Source organism: Photobacterium minamisatsumaniensis, assembly GCF_050336695.1.
Lineage (GTDB): Bacteria > Pseudomonadota > Gammaproteobacteria > Enterobacterales > Vibrionaceae > Photobacterium > Photobacterium minamisatsumaniensis.
On sequence record NZ_JAKJSI010000061.1, the window covers coordinates 15,606 to 35,023 of the forward strand.

Annotated in this window: 18 protein-coding genes and 1 other annotated feature; of the genes, 11 read left to right on the plus strand and 7 right to left on the minus strand. The window is 44.4% G+C overall.

The features are described 5' to 3' along the window. Positions 1-100 precede the first annotated feature (100 nt). From rpsP to L4D78_RS25895, 5 genes are all read left to right on the plus strand, one after another. A complete protein-coding gene (gene rpsP / locus L4D78_RS25875) occupies positions 101-349 on the plus strand; it encodes a 30S ribosomal protein S16 (RefSeq protein ID WP_428469597.1) in 249 nt (82 codons plus the stop codon). Then, on the plus strand, positions 349-903 hold the full coding sequence (rimM, locus tag L4D78_RS25880) for a ribosome maturation factor RimM (RefSeq protein ID WP_428460083.1): 555 nt from the start codon (positions 349-351) through the stop codon (positions 901-903). The genes rpsP and rimM overlap by 1 nt, the downstream gene beginning before the upstream one ends. Before the next feature lie 21 nt (positions 904-924). Next, complete coding sequence (gene trmD / locus L4D78_RS25885; protein WP_428469598.1) at positions 925-1,680, plus strand: tRNA (guanosine(37)-N1)-methyltransferase TrmD; 756 nt, start codon at positions 925-927, stop codon at positions 1,678-1,680. Positions 1,681-1,707: 27 nt separating this feature from the next. Further along, on the plus strand, positions 1,708-2,061 hold the full coding sequence (rplS, locus tag L4D78_RS25890) for a 50S ribosomal protein L19 (RefSeq protein WP_428469599.1): 354 nt from the start codon (positions 1,708-1,710) through the stop codon (positions 2,059-2,061). Positions 2,062-2,370: 309 nt separating this feature from the next. Beyond that, positions 2,371-3,297, plus strand: a complete 927-nt coding sequence (locus L4D78_RS25895) for a hypothetical protein (protein ID WP_428469600.1) — start codon at positions 2,371-2,373, stop codon at positions 3,295-3,297. Between the two features lie 64 nt (positions 3,298-3,361). Here L4D78_RS25895 and L4D78_RS25900 read toward each other — a convergent pair whose 3' ends face one another. The 3 genes from L4D78_RS25900 to L4D78_RS25910 all read right to left on the minus strand — a co-directional run bounded on the left by L4D78_RS25900 (position 3,362) and on the right by L4D78_RS25910 (position 7,624). Then, positions 3,362-4,846 (minus strand): carbon starvation CstA family protein, encoded by a 1,485-nt coding sequence (locus tag L4D78_RS25900; RefSeq protein ID WP_428469601.1) that lies wholly within the window; start codon positions 4,844-4,846, stop codon positions 3,362-3,364. A 361-nt stretch (positions 4,847-5,207) separates the two neighbouring features. Further along, positions 5,208-5,921: a two-component system response regulator BtsR gene (gene btsR / locus L4D78_RS25905; protein WP_428469602.1), complete on the minus strand. Its 714-nt coding sequence runs from the start codon at positions 5,919-5,921 to the stop codon at positions 5,208-5,210. After that, on the minus strand, positions 5,918-7,624 hold the full coding sequence (locus L4D78_RS25910) for a LytS/YhcK type 5TM receptor domain-containing protein (RefSeq protein WP_428469603.1): 1,707 nt from the start codon (positions 7,622-7,624) through the stop codon (positions 5,918-5,920). The genes btsR and L4D78_RS25910 overlap by 4 nt, the downstream gene beginning before the upstream one ends. A 214-nt stretch (positions 7,625-7,838) precedes the next feature. Here L4D78_RS25910 and L4D78_RS25915 point away from each other — a divergent pair, with 214 nt between their 5' ends. Together L4D78_RS25915 and tyrA are read left to right on the plus strand one after the other, a co-directional pair. Beyond that, positions 7,839-8,909, plus strand: a complete 1,071-nt coding sequence (locus tag L4D78_RS25915) for a 3-deoxy-7-phosphoheptulonate synthase (RefSeq protein WP_428469604.1) — start codon at positions 7,839-7,841, stop codon at positions 8,907-8,909. A gap of 37 nt (positions 8,910-8,946) precedes the next feature. After that, a complete protein-coding gene (tyrA, locus tag L4D78_RS25920; protein WP_428469605.1) occupies positions 8,947-10,074 on the plus strand; it encodes a bifunctional chorismate mutase/prephenate dehydrogenase in 1,128 nt (375 codons plus the stop codon). 74 nt (positions 10,075-10,148) lie between these two features. Here the strand turns inward: tyrA and pheA are convergent, their stop codons facing one another. The 3 genes from pheA to bamD form a co-directional block, all read right to left on the minus strand. Then, the gene (gene pheA, locus L4D78_RS25925) at positions 10,149-11,321 is read right to left on the minus strand and encodes a prephenate dehydratase (protein WP_428469606.1); all 1,173 of its coding nucleotides are present in this window, start codon (positions 11,319-11,321) and stop codon (positions 10,149-10,151) included. 32 nt (positions 11,322-11,353) lie between these two features. Next, positions 11,354-11,478: a sequence feature (Phe leader region), on the minus strand. Positions 11,479-11,603: 125 nt separating this feature from the next. Continuing rightward, positions 11,604-11,954 carry a ribosome hibernation-promoting factor, HPF/YfiA family gene (gene hpf / locus L4D78_RS25930; RefSeq protein WP_428469607.1) on the minus strand — a complete coding sequence of 117 codons (351 nt, stop codon included), beginning with the start codon at positions 11,952-11,954 and terminating at the stop codon, positions 11,604-11,606. A 385-nt stretch (positions 11,955-12,339) separates the two neighbouring features. Next, positions 12,340-13,065, minus strand: coding sequence for an outer membrane protein assembly factor BamD (gene bamD, locus L4D78_RS25935; protein ID WP_428469608.1), 726 nt, complete (start codon positions 13,063-13,065; stop codon positions 12,340-12,342). 139 nt (positions 13,066-13,204) lie between these two features. On the opposite strand from bamD, the gene rluD reads away from it, so the two are divergent. Both rluD and pgeF read left to right on the plus strand, forming a co-directional pair. Further along, positions 13,205-14,179, plus strand: coding sequence for a 23S rRNA pseudouridine(1911/1915/1917) synthase RluD (rluD, locus tag L4D78_RS25940; protein WP_428469609.1), 975 nt, complete (start codon positions 13,205-13,207; stop codon positions 14,177-14,179). 4 nt (positions 14,180-14,183) lie between these two features. Further along, positions 14,184-14,918, plus strand: a complete 735-nt coding sequence (gene pgeF / locus L4D78_RS25945) for a peptidoglycan editing factor PgeF (protein WP_428469613.1) — start codon at positions 14,184-14,186, stop codon at positions 14,916-14,918. A gap of 75 nt (positions 14,919-14,993) precedes the next feature. On the opposite strand, the gene L4D78_RS25950 is transcribed toward pgeF, so the two are convergent. Further along, positions 14,994-15,365: a hypothetical protein gene (locus L4D78_RS25950; protein WP_428469610.1), complete on the minus strand. Its 372-nt coding sequence runs from the start codon at positions 15,363-15,365 to the stop codon at positions 14,994-14,996. A 232-nt stretch (positions 15,366-15,597) separates the two neighbouring features. Here L4D78_RS25950 and clpB point away from each other — a divergent pair, with 232 nt between their 5' ends. Both clpB and L4D78_RS25960 read left to right on the plus strand, forming a co-directional pair. Then, on the plus strand, positions 15,598-18,174 hold the full coding sequence (gene clpB, locus L4D78_RS25955; RefSeq protein ID WP_428469611.1) for an ATP-dependent chaperone ClpB: 2,577 nt from the start codon (positions 15,598-15,600) through the stop codon (positions 18,172-18,174). Between the two features lie 181 nt (positions 18,175-18,355). Further along, positions 18,356-19,003, plus strand: coding sequence for a tellurite resistance TerB family protein (locus L4D78_RS25960; RefSeq protein WP_428469612.1), 648 nt, complete (start codon positions 18,356-18,358; stop codon positions 19,001-19,003). Positions 19,004-19,418: the final 415 nt, after the last annotated feature.

Here is a 19,418-nt window from a genome sequence, read left to right on the forward strand (position 1 = left end):
CATTCGTCAGTTTAAAGAGTAAAATTCCCGAGCTTAATTTGGCACGGGCCTCGTCGTTATGTCGAGGTCGATTTTATTTACGTACTGTAAAGAGGACGATATGGTAACCATTCGTTTGGCACGTCACGGCGCTAAGAAGCGTCCATTCTATCACATCGTTGTTGCTGACTCTCGTTGCGCACGCGACGGTCGTAACATCGAAAAAATTGGCTTCTTCAACCCGCTAGCTAAGGGTCAGGAAGAGCGTCTACGTCTAGATCTTGACCGTGTTAATCACTGGGTTGGTCTTGGCGCAACTGTGTCTGACCGCACAGCTAAGCTAATCAAAGACGCGGCTAAAGCGGCTTAATTAGTATGACAGGTAGCAGAGAAACGATGAGTACACAAGACCGCATAGTTGTCGGGAAACTAGGTGCCTCATACGGTATCAAGGGCTGGCTCAAAGTTTTTTCTTACACCGAAGATGCCGAAAGCATTTTTTCGTACCAGCCTTGGTTTGTAAAAGTTAAGGGTGAGTTGAAAGAACTGAAGGTTGAGTCGTGGAAACGACACGGCCAGGGGTTAGTGGCTAAGCTAGAAGGCTTGGACATCCGTGAGGATGCACAAGTATTCACCAATGCTGAAGTCTACGTCCCGGCTGAGCAACTACCAGCACTGTCAGGAGATGAATTCTACTGGCGTGAATTGTTTGGTATGTCAGTTGTTACTACCGAAGGTTACGACCTAGGTAAAGTGACTGATATCCTGGAAACAGGTTCAAACGATGTACTGGTAGTAAAAGCTAACCTGAAAGACGCTTTTGGGCAGAAGGAACGTTTAGTACCGTTCCTCGATGAGCAGGTCATCAAGTCGATTGATCGCACTGCTCAGCGGATCGAAGTTGACTGGGATCCTGGATTTTAACCCCGGTAATTAGGTGAAAAAATGAAGGTAGGCATAATCAGCCTGTTTCCTGACATGTTTAACGCCATTACCAATTTTGGGGTGACAGGCCAGGCGGTTAAAAAAGGCCTTTTGTCGGTAGAAACGTGGAATCCACGTGACTTTACTCACGACAAACACCGTACGGTTGATGATCGACCTTATGGTGGCGGACCCGGTATGTTAATGATGGTGCAGCCTTTGCGCGACGCTATTCACACTGCCAAACAGTCTGTAAAAGGTCCGACTAAAGTTATCTATCTTTCGCCTCAAGGCCGTAAGCTTGATCAAGCTGGTGTTGAAGAGCTAGCACAGAATGAGAATCTAATTCTTATCTGTGGGCGCTATGAAGGGGTAGATGAGCGCATTATCCAACAAGAGGTAGACGAAGAGTGGTCTATCGGTGATTTTGTGCTGACGGGTGGTGAACTACCCGCCATGACGTTGGTTGACGCAGTCGTCCGGTTTGTTCCGGGTGTATTGGGTGACTTTGCGTCGGCAGAAGAAGACTCTTTTGCAAATGGCTTGTTAGATTGCCCTCACTATACGCGTCCTGACGTGTTGGACGGACAAGAAGCCCCTAAGGTCTTGTTGTCTGGCAACCACAAGGACATTAGTCGCTGGCGATTAAAACAATCGTTGGGCCGAACTTGGCTAAGAAGACCAGAGCTCCTGGAAAACCTAGCTCTGACTGACGATCAGGAATTCTTGCTTGCGGAATTTATTCGCGAAAATAAAGCAAGTAATCAATTAATTTAGTATCAGTTTATTCTAGGGTATTTACCAATGAGTAACATCATTAAGCAGCTCGAAGACGAGCAACTAAAACAAGACCTACCAACTTTCGCACCAGGTGACACTGTTGTTGTACAAGTTAAGGTAAAAGAAGGTGCACGTGAGCGTCTACAGGCTTTCGAAGGCGTTGTAATCGCAATCCGTAACCGTGGTCTACATTCTGCGTTCACTGTTCGTAAAATCTCGAACGGTGAAGGCGTTGAGCGTGCGTTCCAAACTCACTCTCCAATCGTTGACAGCATTACTGTTAAGCGTCGTGGTGCAGTACGTCGTGCCAAGTTGTACTACCTACGTGAGCGTTCAGGTAAATCGGCTCGTATTAAAGAGAAGCTTACTTCTAAGTAATACGCGTAACGTAAGACGTTTAATGAAAAAGCCCACCGAAAGGTGGGCTTTTTTTATGCGTTTTTTTTGAATATCAATTATATATTTAATTCAGATTAGTGGTAAAAAATTGCCGCTAACAATGTTYTTATACTTTTGTTTTTAAAGCATTATTTTGTTATTTGTCAGAGCGGCGTCAGCTAAAAGTAAAAAAATTATAACTTTTGGTTATATAACATTCGATTCTTACAATATGAAACGGTTGCTTAATTGTAATTACTTATATGAAAAGCATTATAAGTGGCTCTATTTGCATAAGAGTTAATAATAATGAATAAATTTACAATTGTATCTGCTGCAGTGGCGACAGCATTACTTGCGGGTTGTGGCGGCTCTTCAAGTTCTAGTGATGATAAGGATCTAGATATTCCAACTGGTGGTGAAGCTGAAGTGTGTTTTAATCCAACTCTTTGGCAAGATGGAAACCACGAAGCGACATGGCAGACAAGATGGAGTGAGGAATCTAACTTCTATCCGCAGACAGAGCGTACCCAAGTTACTAATGATGTTGACTTCGAAGAACATAAGTTTATTACTCAGGTAGAATATCTTTCTAACCACTCTGAAGCCCCACTAGATATGAAGGGTAAGCCTCAGCCGCGTCTACAGTCAAAATCCCGTAATAGTTCTTGGCAGAATTTTGAATATTATGTGATTGATGAGCAATCAGCCTCGGTTTCTTACGCTGGTGATTACTATGTAAATGATTTTGATGGGAGCGTTGAGGAAGATATTGATGTCAATTCTCCTGCCGCACCACAATGGTTGTTCGGCTCAGATAAAGGCCAAACAACAACGGCGAACTATACATCTGAATTCTCTTTCTTGATTGACGGTGAGCTGGAAGAGCGTTTAGTCTACGGCCAAAATGAACGTAAAGTGACTTTCAATGGTTTTGATACTATTAAGGTAAACGGTAAGTCTGTTGAAGCATGTTCGTTCACTATCAATTCAACACTTGAAGGTAATGCTGACGGTGATGTTTGGACTGAAATTGAAAAGTTAGAGCAGTGGATTGATAAAGAGACTGGCCTGATGGTTAAATCAATTCGCCACTTCCTGGACATTGAAGATGGTGTTGTAGACGAAGACTATGAAGAAAAAATTCTCGAAGAATATTCGATTGATGGTGAAGTGATTTTCTCGGCAGAGGAATTACCGGAAGATGATCTTGAAATCGTTCATCCAATTGCTTAATTGTTGATACGATAAAAAAACCAGCCTTGCGGCTGGTTTTTGTGTTTTAGGGGGAAACTAAACCTTAGGCGTTTTCAGTCGCGGCTTTGCCGTCTTCTTCGTTAGCAAAGTCAGTGTCACCTTTGCCCTTCGAGATTTTAATCACGTAGCCTGTAATACCTAGTGCACCAACAATACCGACGATAGTCGATACCATCATTGGTAGGCCAAAGCCTAGCTGGCTGTTGTTCAAAATGAAGGTAATACATACCGTGGTCATGAAGATAGCCGGTACAGTGGTTACCCAGTGCAGCTTGTTGTGGCGTAGTAGGTAAGCCGAGGCTGTCCACAACATCATTACAGCAGTTGTTTGGTTAGCAAAACCGAAGTAGCGCCAGATGATACCGAAGTCTACTTGAGTAAGGATGCCACCAAGAACGAACAGTGGTAGAGCCATTAGAAGGCGATTGCGTAGTGTCTTCTGTTCCATGTTGAAGTATTCAGCAAGGATAAGACGACTTGAACGGAATGCAGTATCACCAGATGTAATCGGTAGGATAACCACACCAAGGAAAGCAACAATGCCACCGAACATGCCTAGTAGGCCGATAGATGAACTGTATACCACGTTGCCTGGACCACCGTTAGCAACAGCTTCTTGTAGTGACTCTACTGAGCCGAAGAATGATAGTGCTAGTGCACACCAGATAAGGGCGATAACACCTTCACCAATCATTGCACCGTAGAATACGAAGCGGCCGTTTTTCTCGTTTTCCATACAGCGTGCCATTAGAGGTGACTGTGTTGCGTGGAAACCAGAGATAGCACCACAAGCGATGGTGATAAACAGTGCTGGCCATAATGGCAGGTCATTCGGGTTCATGTTGGTGAACATCTGGCTCATCTCATAATCGCCAAGCAGGGTGTGCTCGCTCGAGAAAGCAATCGCAGTGATCAGGCCAACAGACATGAAGATAAGTAGTGCGCCGAACAATGGGTAGAAGCGACCAATGATTTTATCAACAGGAACAATCGTTGCGATGATGTAGTAAGCAAAGATGATAACAACCATGGTTGTCATCGACATACCAATGTTGGTTTGTTCGTTTACAAGGTTAGTGATCATGCCCGCAGGTGCAGAAACGAAAACCACGCCAACCAGTAGCAACAGTACGATAGCAAAAATGTTCATAAAGTGTTTTGCACCGTTGCCCAAGTAGCGGCCCGTAATGGTTGGTACAGAAGCACCGCCGTTACGAACAGAAAGCATACCCGAGAAATAGTCGTGGACGGCACCTGCGAAGATACAACCCAGAACAATCCATAACATGGCTGCTGGGCCATATAGCGCACCCATGATTGGGCCGAAGATTGGACCAACACCAGCAATATTAAGCAGCTGAACTAAGTACACACGCTTGTTCGACATCGGAACGAAGTCAACACCATCTTGCTTAGTAAAAGCAGGGGTTTTACGATTTTCATTAATACCGAAGATTTTCTCGATAAATGCACCGTAGATGAAGTATCCACCGACTAGTGCTGCAACACACATCAAAAACCAGGCCATAAACTATCTCTCTATTCCTATTGGAGTTGGTTGGGTCGGTTTTGCGTTGTTGCCTGAACACCCTCGGCAATATGCGCAAAACAAATTTTTATGACGCCATAATAAAGAACTGAAGGAAAGATGCATCGGGTTAAGGGGTGAGTGGTTATATGGCAGGGTGAGTGGTCGATAACCACTTTTAGCGGTTTTAACGAATGGGTTGAGTGGTTTTTCCGAAGGGTTTAGTGGTTAGATGAAAAAATGATGTTGTGATCTAGGTAGAATTTAAGGAAGGAAACGAGGGGAATGAAATGTGTGGTGTGGTGATAAGCAATCAGGTTCGATGATCTATAACCTAGCCTGATTACCTACCGTTAGACGATTAACACAAGCCAAACCGGTCTTTGAGTTCTTTTAAATAGCGTCGACTAACGGGGACTTGATAGTTATGAACCGTGGTAATTTCCGCTAACCCGTTCTCTAATAACCTAATTTCTCTGATGGCTTGCGGATGAATAAGGTACTGGCGGTGACAACGGATCAGCGGGGTTTTTTCTTCTAAAATTTTGAGCGTTAGTTGCGTGGTTGCATTGGTATTCTTACCCACCACATGTACACCCGATAGATCGGAGTAGGCAGTCTCAATTTCTGCGGGGCTCAGCAACAAAATTCGGTTGTGGCCAGTACAGGGAATAAGCTCAAGCATGTCAGATACGATCGGTGAAAAGTCAGTGGGTTGGAACTCTTTACGCAGTCGCTTGATGGTTTTATTTAAACGACATGGCTCAACCGGTTTTAGCAGATAGTCGAAGGCATTATCTTCAAAAGCTTTTAAGGCATATTCATCATAAGCGGTGACAAAAACGACTTTTGGCATAGTTTCTGGATCAAGCATGCTTAGCATCTCGATGCCGGTGATCTGCGGCATTTGAATATCTAAAAAGATGGCATCGGGTTTGAGCTGGTTGATTTTTTTTAATGCTTCTATGGCATTACTACATTCGCCAATAACTTCAACATCACCCGTTTCATGGAGAAGATCAACTAACTCCTCACGAGCATAGCGCTCATCATCAATCACCAGTGCCTTAATCATGGTGCCTTTTCTCCAGTTACTTCATTGTGTTGTAGTGCATTCATCGGAATTGTAATAGTGGCTCGGGTCCACTGTTCTGACTGGCATGACATTGCGAGCCCATACTGTTGCCCAAACATGTTTTTCAACCGCTTATCGACAATTTTCATGCCTAGCCCCCCCCCTTCACCGACGGGGGCATAATTACCGGCATTATCTTCGACTTCAAGGATCGCATGGTCATTATCCACATAGCCATTGAGGGTGATTTTACCATTTTCAAGCAATGTTGATACGCCATGCTTAATGGCATTTTCGACTAACGGCTGCACAGTGAATGTTGGTAACCGCATTGCCATGATCTCAGGGCTGACATTGACCTCAACATGTAAGCGGTCGGAAAAGCGAGCCAATTCAATCTCGAGGTAGGAGTGAACGTGTTGTAGTTCTTCCTTTAGAGTTACAGTCTCGATATTTTGCTTTAAGTTACGGCGAAAGAATTGTGATAGGTGCTGGATCAGTTGTCGTGCTTTATCTGGGTCACGGCGTACCACAGCGTTAATGGTATTGAGGGCGTTAAACAAGAAGTGTGGGTTAACTTGCGCCTGCAATAACCTCAGTTCAGCTTGAGTCAGTAAATTCTGTTGTTGAATATAACGGCCAGTTAAAATTTGGTTGGAAAGCAGCTTTGCGATGCCCTCGCCAAGTGTCAGGTTAACGGTCGAGAACAGTTTTCGTTTCGGCTCATAAAGCTTGATGGTGCCTAACACTTCGTTATTCCCCCCAACTAATGGGATCACCAATGCCGAGCCGAGCTTACATTTTTTATGTAGCGAGCATTGGTAGGAAATATCATACCCGTCAGCGTAAACAAGCTCTCGGCCATCAATTGCACGGTGAGTGTATCCTGACGAGATAGGTGTCCCTGGTATGTGGTGATCATCGCCAATACCGATAAAGGCTAAGATTTTTTCTCTGTCAGTGATCGCAACAGCTCCAACCCCAGTTTCATCATAGACAATCTTGGCTATTTGTTTGGTGGTCTGTTCGTTAAAGCCTTGGCTTAGAATACCCACAGATCGCTGGGCGATTTTGAGTGCTCGGCTAGAAAAGGCGGCAGAATATTTTTCATAAATTGTTTTACGGTCTTGGATGATACTCATAAACAGTGCCGCGCCGATGGAGTTGGCGATGACCATTGGTAAAGCGATTGAGCTGACAAGGTTTAGGGCTTGATCGAATGGTTTTGCTACCATCAAAATAATGAGCATCTGAACAATTTCAGCGGCCAAGGTAATGATAAAGACAATCATCGGGCGAAATATTTGGTCTGCTTGGCCGCGGCGTACAAAGTAGCTGTGCATCAGCCCGCCAATAAGTCCTTCTGCGGTGGTTGATATTGCACAAGCTAGATCGGTGAACCCACCCAAGGTGTAGCGGTGAAGCCCACCGGTCAACCCAACAGCAAAGCCAACGACAGGGCCTCCGAGTAGTCCCCCCATCACGGCACCGATAGCGCGGGTATTAGCAATGGCATCTTCTATATCAAGTCCGAAGTAAGTGCCTAAAATACAGAAGAGGGAAAATAAAATATAGCAGGAGAAACGCTGTGAAAGCCGACCTGAAATAGAGGTAATTGGCATAAACAGCGGTGTTTTACTTAAAAGATAAGCTAATACTAAATAGACGCTGAGTTGCTGAAGAAGTGAAAAAATCAGTTCCATGACGCTTAATTTTGAAGTGGGGGACTGCAATTATGGTAACTGGCTTTTAGGGAGATAGCCAAAAAACGCATCGTGTAAACTTATATTTACGACTGGTGTTTTTTGTTTACAGGCTATTGCAATTAGGTCAAACCCCTTGTTATTGTATGCCTCGTGACAGGTAAAACCTGTTCTATCTTATTTTGTGTTGTTTAAAGTTTACAGGGAAGCCATCATGCAAAAAGACCAACTTAATAATGTTCATATCGAAAATGAGTCAGTACTCATTACGCCTCAAGAGCTAAAAGCGAAGCTACCAGTTAGCGAGGAAGCACTGTCTTTTGTTCGTGAGTCTCGTCAAATCATTGCTGATATTACCCATAAGCGTGATCACCGTTTGCTGGTGGTATGTGGTCCGTGTTCAATTCACGATATCGAAGCGGCAAAAGAATATGCGGTTAAGTTAAAACAACTCTCAGAAGCATTGAGTGACCAACTGTATATTGTTATGCGTGTGTACTTTGAGAAACCACGTACAACTGTGGGGTGGAAAGGACTGATTAATGACCCGCATCTTGATGGTTCATTTGAGGTGGAAGAAGGTCTTCATATTGGCCGTCAGCTATTAATTGATCTGGTTGAAATGGGGATCCCTTTGGCAACAGAAGCATTAGATCCAATTAGCCCACAGTACTTAGGCGATTTATTCAGTTGGGCAGCGATTGGTGCTCGAACAACAGAGTCACAAACCCACCGTGAAATGGCGAGCGGACTATCCATGCCAGTCGGCTTTAAAAACGGTACCGACGGTAGCTTAGGTACGGCAATTAATGCAATGCAAGCTGCCGCATCTGGGCACCGCTTCATGGGGATTAACCCTGATGGTCAAGTCGCGTTGTTAAATACTCAGGGCAACCCAGATGGCCATGTGATTTTACGTGGCGGTAAGCAGACTAACTATGATTCAGTATCAGTCACGGAATGTGAAAACGAGATGAACACAGCAGGTCTTTCTCCATCGCTAATGGTAGACTGTAGCCACGCTAACTCACGAAAAGATTACCGCCGTCAGCCTTTGGTTGCTGAAGATGTGATTCACCAAATTCGTGAAGGCAACAAGTCAATCATTGGCTTGATGCTGGAAAGCCATATTAATGAAGGAAGCCAAAGTTCGGATTTACCGCGAGATGAAATGGCTCACGGTGTCTCAATTACCGATGCTTGTATCAGCTGGGAAGCGACAGAAACATTATTGCGCCATACCCATCAAGAGCTGACCCCGTTCCTTCAACAGCGTAATGGTTAACGACTAACGTTTGCATAGATAGCAGAGAGCCCGGTAAATGGTTGCTGAATTAAGTAAATTACGAGATCAAATTGATGATGTCGACCAACAGATGGTTGAGCTGCTTGCTCGCCGTCTGGCGTTGGTTGAAGAAGTTGGGCATGTCAAAAGTCAGCATGGCCTACCTATTTACGCCCCTGATCGTGAAGCCGCGATGCTTGCTTCGCGTCGTCAGGAAGCTGAAAAAAAAGGTGTGCCGCCCGATCTTATTGAAGATATCTTGCGCCGTACCATGCGTGAATCTTACGCCAGTGAAAATGACTCAGGTTTCAAATGCTTGAAGCCTGAACTGCGACCGATTGTGGTGGTGGGAGGTCATGGTCAGCTAGGTGGTTTATTTTGCCGCTTATTTGAATTATCGGGCTACCAAGTTCGTAAGCTCGGCAGCCAAGATTGGGATCGCGCAGACGAATTGTTATCTGGTGCTGGCATGGTCGTGGTTTCAGTACCGATCAACCTCACAGAGAAAGTGATCGCTAAGCTTAATCGCTTGCCAGAAGATTGTATTTTAGCGGACTTAACGTCAGTGAAAAGTGGGCCATTACAGGCGATGCTTGAGGTACACAATGGTCCCGTGGTTGGTTTACATCCAATGTTTGGGCCAGATATCGCAAGCTTGGCTAAACAGGTTGTGGCTTATTGCGATGGCAGAAACCCAGAAAGTTATCAGTGGCTACTAGAGCAACTCCAAATTTGGGGTGCTTCACTAAATCGTATCAGTGCTATTGAGCATGATCAGGGTATGACGTTAATTCAAGCGCTACGTCACTTTACATCGTTTGTTTACGGTGTTCATTTGGCAGAAGAAGATCCAAAACTCGAACAACTATTATCACTAAGCTCGCCAATTTATCGATTGGAGCTAGCGATGGTTGGCCGATTGTTCGCACAAGATGCCCAGCTTTACGCTGATATTATTATGTCATCTCCGCAAAATATCGACATGATCAAGCGTTTCCACCAACGCTTTGGTGACGCCATTGAAATGCTTGATAACAAAGATAAAGGTGCTTTTAAGCAGGCATTTGGACAAGTTGAAGGCTGGTTCGGAGATTATGCCCAGCATTTTTTAATCGAGAGCCAGGGATTACTTAGACAGGCGAACGATTCTACTCATCGTGCATAATGCGTAAAATAGACACTAAAAAGCGAGAGTCATGGCTCTCGCTTTTTTTATCTTCTTATTAATAGCGCCTAGCCTTAATTGATTTCGACATCTGCTGGCTTAATATTCTCGCTAGGATAACAACCCAATACTTTGATAAAGCGGGTTAAGCGTGTCAGCTCTTCTAGGGCTTCCTGCATCACTTCAGATTTGAGATTAACCTCAACATCAACATAGAACATTTCTTCCCAAGGATTACCAATAACAGGGCGGGATTCAAGCTTAGACATATTAATATTAAGGTTACGCAGCACTAACAAGCACTCAACTAATGAACCTGCTTTTTGTGCCGTGGACATAATTAATGTCGTTTTAGCGGGGATCAGTGACGTTACTTCCACAGGCTTACGCGCAACAACAATGAAGCGGGTGAAGTTCTCTTGTTGGTTGGCGATATCACTTTTTATCGGGGTTAAGCCGTAGAGCTCACCGCTGGATGCATTGCCTATTGCAGCCACATTTGGCTGTTTCAACTCAGCGACGAGTTTCATCGCTTCTGCGGTGCTTGAGCAGTATTCTTGAGTGATATCTCCCATCGAATGTAAATACTCGCTGCATTGCTGATGAGGTTGCGGATGAGAATACAGAGTATCGATGTTCTCAGTATTGGTTTCAACGGCGGCCAGTAAACAGTGCTCGATAGGTTGGGTTATTTCACCAACGATTGATAAGCTTGTGTGCTGCAGTAAGTCATAGACTTCATTGATTGAGCCAGAGCTGGTGTTTTCGATAGGCAGTACACCATAATCGGCATTGCCCGTTTCAACTACCTGAAGTACATCGCGGAAGGTTGAGCAGCTCATTTCAACCAGCTTTGTTTGTTTTTTACTAAAGTAATTACGGCTGGCTAAATTCGAGTATGAGCCTTTTGCACCAAGGAAAGAAACCCTTGCAACAGGTTGAAGGCTATCAGGGTTGGTGAGCTTTTGCAGATAGGCTTGTTGGAACAAAACTGAATCTTCAATAATAGTATGGAAGATTTGAGTTACATACTGGGCATCAAGTTGTTGGTCTTTACCCGCATCAATCAGACGGAGTAACAACTCTTGCTCTCTTTGAAGGTCCCGAACAGGCTTAGCTGTTTGTATTTTACTTTTAGCGACTTCTAAGCTGACCTGACGGCGTTCAGCAAGTAGCTTAATTATCTCATTGTCGATACGGCTGACATTCTTTCTGATGTCGTCAAGTGAATACTTAGGCTCTGTCATTTTGATTCCCTGTCTGTCTGCAACTTACCTGATACAAAAAAGCCCCCTTGTAAAAGGAGGCTCTCTGTTCGTCTTTAGCTTATTTCTTGCGTAACGAAGAGCCCCCGATTAAGGTGACATAAAAAAGAAGCTAAAGAAAAACAGTCGAATAAATTGCATAAATAATTTTATAGTCGTTTTGTGTTAAGTCTGTCCCAACATTATTCAGCCAGAGATAGCTTGTCAAGCAGAAACTAATCAGCCCTGCAAGGGCAGGGCTGATTATTGAATTCCTCTGAAAGATTATGCTTCTGTTTCTTCTTCTGTTTCAGCTTCAACTTCTGGCTTATTACTGTGGCTGGCACGACGAGACGTTGGCTTGTGTGTCTGCTTATTAAGTTGACGCTCGAGTTTTTGATAGACTTCAGTAATTGCACCATACATATCGCTTTGCTCTGCTGAGGCGACTAATTGACCTCCTGGAATAGCAGCAGAAATTTCCACTTTGAATTGGCGATTTGGCTCTGTACTAATAACCGCATTTATGCCGATGAACGGTACTTGGTATTTTTCTAACTTCTTGAATTTAAACTCAAGGCGTTCACGGATAGCAGGGGTGATATCTAGGTTTTTACCGGTAATATTTATTGTCATAATTATCTTTCCTCGTTTGCTACCCTTCGTTGGGTTAACTTCAGATTACTAAAAACAGGAATGAGTAATGTGATCTACATCACATTTATTGTTATGGGATAATATCCAGAAATTTTCTGTGATCAGGCTTGGTTTGTTGCAAAATAATTTGAAGAAAACGCTTGTGGTCGATAAGAAAGTTGCGGCAGTATGGAGGGATACAGAACGCTGATGGCTGGTGCTATTCAGGGTACTTATACGATTTTAAACAGGGTGATGAGTAAAAAATAATCATAACAAAATGAATGTCTTTACCGTGCGATCACCTTGAGCAAAGCTAAATCACCTAAAGCAGATATAAAAAACAGCAGCCTATTGGCTGCTGTTTTTGTTTGTGCACTGTTGATTATTGCGGGTTAAGTGCAATCAACTTTCGGGTATTTTCGAGCGGGGTGGTTAAATTCAATTTTTCATAACCAACTTCCATATGCTCTAGTGACTTACGAGCAGCATGAGTATTTGGGTATTCACGCTGGATCAGTTGTGCGCGATTAACGGCTGCAACCCATGCTTCTCGGCGAATATAAAAATCGACAGCAGCTAGCTCATAGTCTGCAAGGCGGTTTTTCAAAAAGACCATACGTGCTTGGGCGTCAGCGGTGTATCGGCTATTAGGGTAACGCTCTAGCAGTCGCTTAAAGTCACGGAAGGCTTTACGTGCAGGCTCTGGATCACGGTCATGGCGATCTATACTAAAGAGATCATGCATGAAGCTGCGGTCTTGTGCCATGCTGGTAAGGCCACGCATATACAATACCCAGTCTGCTTTTTCATGAGCAGGGTTTAGTCGGGTAAATCGATCAATGGTCGCTTCACCAAGGGCGAGATCATCATTTTTGTAGTAAGCATAAATTAGATCGAGCTGAACTTGTTCGGAATAAGCCCCGAATGGATAACGAGAATCTAATGTTTCTAGGCGCTCAATAGCCGTGGTCCAACTGCCGCTTTGTAAAGCTTGCTGGGCTGTTGCATATAGCTCTGATGGTGGTACATCAGGCACAATTTCTTCAGTGCTTGAACAGCCTGAAAGAATGGCAACGGCAAGAAAAGTCGTGATTGTCAGGCGTTTCATTGTGGTGTCTATTTCCTTGATAAAAATTTTATTTCTGTTGATCCATTACGGTTAAGACCGTTAACAGATACAATGACACTATTATGTTATTTTACGCAGCGTTTGACGTTTAGTCCCACGCTTTTTGAAAAAGTTCGCTATGGCACAGCAAATAGAGTTAACAAATACAGTAAAAGATAGCCAATTAGGCCTACGTCTTGATCAGGTTATCGCTGAATTATTTCCAGATTACTCCCGCTCTCGGATAAAAGAGTGGATCCTTAATGGCATGGTATCAGTGAACGGGAACGTCACAACTAAGCCTCGAAGCAAAATGATGGGTGGTGAAGAACTGCTGATTAACGCTGAAATTGAAGATGAACAGCGTTGGGAAGCTCAAGATATTCCGCTTAATATTGTTTATGAAGATGAGGACATCCTCGTCATCAATAAACCGCGAGGTTTTGTTGTTCACCCAGGCGCCGGTACACCAGACGGCACCGTGTTGAATGCTTTGCTTCACCATTGTCCAGAGCTGGCTGAAGTGCCACGTGCTGGGATTGTGCATCGCCTGGATAAAGACACGACAGGTCTTATGGTAGTTGCGAAGACAATCCAATCACAAACTCGCTTGGTACGTGCGTTACAAAAACGCAAGATCACACGTGAGTATGAAGCCATTGCAATGGGTAAAATGACTGGCGGAGGCACCGTTGAAAAAGCAATTGGCCGCCATTCGACCAAGCGCATTTGCATGGCAGTCAGTGAAATGGGTAAGCCAGCAATTACGCATTACCGTGTTGCTGAGCGTTTCCGTGAGCATACGCGTCTTGTATTGCGTTTGGAAACGGGTCGTACTCACCAGATCCGCGTCCATATGTCGTACTTAAGCCACCCATTAATTGGGGATGTGATATACGGAGGTCGTCCGCGTCCACCACGCCATGCTTCTGATGAATTGATTCAAGCACTACGTGCATTTGATCGCCAGGCGCTTCATGCGCGTATGTTACGCCTTCAGCATCCGATGACGGGTGAGTTAATGGAATGGCGTGCACCGTTGCCGGTTGATATGGTCGCGATGATCAATATTCTACGTAACGATAAAGAAGCACACGAAGACGACGAGTACTAAAATGTTGATTCTCCCTGACTGGCCAGCACCAGCGAATGTTAAAGCTGTCACGACGACTCGTGTGGGCGGGGTTAGTGTTGCGCCCTATCAAGGTTTTAATCTTGGGGCGCATGTTGGGGATGATTCTACTGCGGTACAAGCAAATCGAGATAGCCTGCAAAGCCAGCTTGGTTTGCAGCATCCCCTTGCTTGGCTTAACCAAACCCACAGTACAGAGGTGATCGAACTTGTTCACCCTTTGAATTGCGTGCCAGATGCTGATGGTAGTTATACTCAACAGTCTAATTTAGCTTGTACTGTCATGACGGCAGATTGTTTACCTGTGATTTTATGCGATAAAGCCGGAACGCAGGTAGCGGCGGTACATGCTGGATGGCGGGGCTTAGCTGATGGCATACTTGAGGCCACTGTTGCGCGCTTTTCTTGTGAAAAAAGTGACATCCTTGCATGGATGGGCCCAGCCATTGGTGCCGATGCTTTTGAAGTTGGGGGAGAAGTGCGGAAGCAATTTATGGCTTTTGATGCCATCGCGCAACACGCTTTCACAGCTTCAACTAAGGATACTGACGATAAGTGGTTCGCCAGCCTTTATATGCTCGCAACTCAACGCCTGAATAACGTGGGTGTTACTGCCGTATTTGGTGGCGATTATTGTACTTATCGTGATGCGAAGCAGTTTTATTCCTATCGTCGTGATGGTGTAACGGGCCGTCAGGCTACGCTTGTTTGGCTCGACTGATCGAATCGATATAAAAAAGCCCTCGTGACGAATTTCGCACGAGGGCTTTTTTATATCTAGTGTGATCGAGAAAGGTCAGTTCAAGATTGAAATGTTAGTTGGTGTCGGGGCTGATAACTCGATAACGTTTGCCCCATATGGCACATTATATACTTTATAGCCATTTTCAGCCGTTCGGTAAAAACGTTGGTTGACGGTATCGTGCAATAGAATGATGCCGTTATAGCTGACAGTCCGTAACATGGCATTTTGAACAATAATGACACTTGGGGATTTCACTGTTGCATTTCGGCGGTTATCGATACGAGTTTCTGTGCGATGCTCAATCCTCGCTTCTTGACGACTTTCTTGTCGTGTCTCTTGAATATCACGTTGAGCCAATACTGTTGACGATGAAACCAGTGCGGTAGCAATCAGTGCGAGCGTTGTTAGGGAGGGCTTAATCATGAACGAGTTCCTTTTATATCGTATGTCATACCATTAAACAGTACACCGTGCGATAAAAGGTTGTCAATAACAAGCGTACTAGACAGCTTAAAACAGGTAGAAAATCTGACTGAGAGGTGTTTGCCAATGTTTTATTTGTTAACGATGGGGCATAACGATTGAGCAATATTTGTTTGCTTGAAAATTGGTCGGAAAGCCACCATATATATTGTAAGAATAAAAAGGAGGACTTATGCGTCTTGACCGTTTTACTAGCAAATTCCAGATGGCGATCTCAGATGCTCAATCGCTAGCATTAGGGCGAGACCATCAGTATATCGAGCCGGCACATTTAATGGTTGCACTGCTCAATCAAGATGGCAGTACTATTCGTCCATTACTGACCTTATTGAATGTTGATGTATCGCAATTACGATCGGGCTTATCCGAGCTGCTCGACCGACTGCCTAAAGTGAGTGGCATTGGCGGTGATGTCCAGCTTTCTCATGGTATGGGCATGTTATTTAACATGTGCGATAAACTGGCGCAAAAGCGAAAAGATAAATACATATCTTCTGAGTTATTTATCTTGGCGGCGGTTGATGAAAAAGGTCCCCTTGGGCAGTTGCTAAAAGAAAAAGGGCTGACTGCCGGTAGCATTGAAAAGGCGATTGAAAAAGTGCGTGGAGGTCAAAAAGTTGATGATCAAAATGCGGAAGAGAATCGTCAGGCACTTGAAAAGTTCACCATTGATCTTACTGAACGAGCAGAGCAGGGTAAGCTTGACCCTGTGATTGGTCGTGATGATGAAATCCGCCGTACTATTCAAGTTTTACAGCGCCGTACTAAAAATAATCCAGTAATAATTGGTGAACCCGGCGTCGGTAAAACGGCCATTGTTGAGGGGCTTGCTCAGCGTATTGTGAACGGTGAAGTACCAGAAGGCCTGCGCCATAAGCGAGTGCTTTCTCTTGATATGGGATCCTTAATCGCCGGCGCCAAATACCGAGGTGAGTTTGAAGAGCGCTTAAAGTCGGTGTTGAATGAATTGTCGCAAGAAGAGGGCAGTATCATTCTCTTTATTGATGAGCTTCATACTATGGTGGGCGCGGGCAAAGGTGAAGGCTCAATGGATGCCGGTAACATGCTCAAACCTGCGCTTGCCCGTGGTGAACTTCACTGTGTCGGTGCAACAACGTTAGATGAGTATCGTCAATACATTGAAAAAGATGCTGCACTAGAACGACGTTTCCAGAAAGTGCTGGTGGATGAGCCAACAGTAGAGGATACCGTCGCTATTTTACGTGGCCTTAAAGAGCGCTATGAACTGCATCACCATGTAGAGATTACCGATCCAGCCATTGTTGCCGCTGCTAGCTTGTCGCACCGTTATGTATCAGATCGCCAATTGCCTGATAAAGCCATTGATTTAATTGATGAGGCGGCTTCAAGCATACGAATGCAGATTGATTCTAAGCCGGAGTCGTTGGATCGCCTTGAACGTCGCATCATTCAGTTGAAAATTGAAGAGCAAGCATTGGTTAAAGAGAATGATCTGGCCAGTCAAAAGCGTTTAAGTGACCTGCATGAAGAGCTCGACACGAAAGAGCGCGAGTATGCAGAGCTTGAAGAAGTTTGGAATGCAGAGAAAGCGGCCTTGTCTGGCACTCAGCATATCAAAACCGAACTTGAGCAGGCACGTACTGATATGGAAATCGCCCGACGAGCAGGTGACTTAAACCGTATGTCAGAGCTGCAATATGGAAGAATTCCTGAATTAGAAAAGCAACTCGATTTGGCTGCACAAGCAGAAATGCAAGAGATGAGCTTGCTCAAAAATAAAGTGACAGATGCCGAGATAGCAGAAGTACTATCGCGTCAAACAGGCATTCCAATTGCAAAAATGCTTGAAGGCGAACGTGACAAATTATTACGTATGGAAGACGAGCTTCATAAGCGTGTAATTGGCCAAGACGAAGCCGTGGATGCTGTTGCAAATGCCATTCGTCGCAGTCGTGCCGGTCTATCGGATCCAAATCGTCCTATCGGTTCGTTTTTATTTTTAGGGCCAACAGGGGTGGGTAAAACTGAGCTGTGTAAGTCACTCGCTCATTTCATGTTCGACAGTGAAGATGCCATGGTGCGGATTGATATGTCTGAATTTATGGAAAAACACTCTGTTGCTCGTTTAGTCGGCGCACCTCCGGGTTATGTTGGTTACGAAGAAGGTGGTTATCTAACGGAAGCTGTTCGCCGCCGCCCATATTCAGTGATTTTGCTTGATGAAGTTGAGAAGGCACACCCTGATGTCTTTAATATTCTGCTGCAAGTACTGGATGATGGTCGACTAACCGATGGGCAAGGTAGAACTGTTGATTTCCGTAATTGTGTTGTGATCATGACGTCGAATTTAGGTTCCGATCGTATCCAAGAACATTTTGGAGAACTCGATTATGACGGGATCAAGAAGGTAGTGATGGAAGTGGTTGGTCACCACTTCCGACCAGAGTTCATTAACCGTGTTGATGAAACGGTTGTCTTTCACCCATTGGGTGAGGCGCATATTAAGAATATTGCCAGTATTCAAATCTCACGCTTGGTTAAGCGATTGCAAGAGCGTGATTACCAACTTGAACTTGATGAAGACGCGCTGGATTTAATTGCTGAAGCTGGTTTTGACCCAGTGTTTGGGGCAAGGCCGCTTAAACGGGCTATTCAGCAATATATTGAGAACCCGTTGGCGCAAGATATTTTGTCGGGCAAGTTTGTAGCTGGAAAAGCGATTCAAGTAACCGTCAGTGATAGTCATATCATCGCGAAGCAAGCATAGATAATACAATCAATAAGAGCCTCTCTTTGATAGAGAGGCTTTTTACCTACCTTTACCTTCTATTCACTTTAAATTCATTTTCCATTCTCTACTCTTAGTTATTCCTCACTCTTAGTCGCGTGTGGCATCAACACTTTAAAATTACTTATACGACAAGTGCACTGTGATTAAGGGGAATGTAATGAGCAATATGATGAACCAGCTTTTAAACCAAGCAGGCAAGTATTTTGAGGGCAGCAATAAATCGTCCTCGAGCAGCGGTTTATTAAAAGGTGCGATTGGTGGTGGGTTAGTCAGCACATTAGTTGGTAGCAAGAAGAGCCGTAAGCTCGCAAAAAAGTATGGGAAAAAAGCAGCGGTAGTTGGCGGAACAGCTCTAATAGGGACCTTGGGTTATCAAGCATATAAAAAGTGGCAGCAAGGTGAGACAACAGAAGGTGTACCGGCCTTAGAGGAAAGTGGTATAGAGCAAGATGGGGGCTGTATTGCTCCTGAGCTGTTAATTCAGGCAATGGTATATGCCGCAAAATCAGACGGGCATATCGATGATGCGGAGCGTGAGGCAATTAGCCAGTGGATGAATGAGCAAAACGTAAAAAGTGATGCTGAAATGCAAATTGCACAATGGATTGACTCTCCATTAGACCCTAGTGTCATTAGCTCACAAGTACATAATTTGGCGCAAGCCTCAGAAGTGTATTTAGCTTCACTGTTGGTTATCGATGTCGATCACTTCCTTGAGCGAGCGTATTTAGATCAGCTTGCGAAGTCATTATCGCTACCGGAAGCGTTAATTGTGCGTATAGAAGAGCAGGCAACCCGAGGTTAATAATTGGGGAGGGCGAAAAATTAACTGGTTTCGGTGTGTGTTGGTTGATAATTGTCCAGTTGATTTTTTTTTGCTTAAAAAAGAGTTGTGCCTTTCTCATTCCTCCCTATAATGCGACCTCACTGACACGGAGAGCGGCAACTTAAGCCACTAACCAGTCAGTTTGTTCTTTAACAATTTGACCATGCAATCTGTGTGGGCACTCGTGAAAAAGTTAAGTCAAAAGATTTATCAATGAACTGAGTGACCAATACAAGGTAACGCTATCTCTTGTAGATAACGAAGCTTTGGCACAGTCAATTCGAATGTCATGACTAGCTTCTAGTTATTGATGTTCAATCAGTATTCGTTGAGCCGGTCGAGAGACCACAAAAATTCTAATTGAAGAGTTTGATCATGGCTCAGATTGAACGCT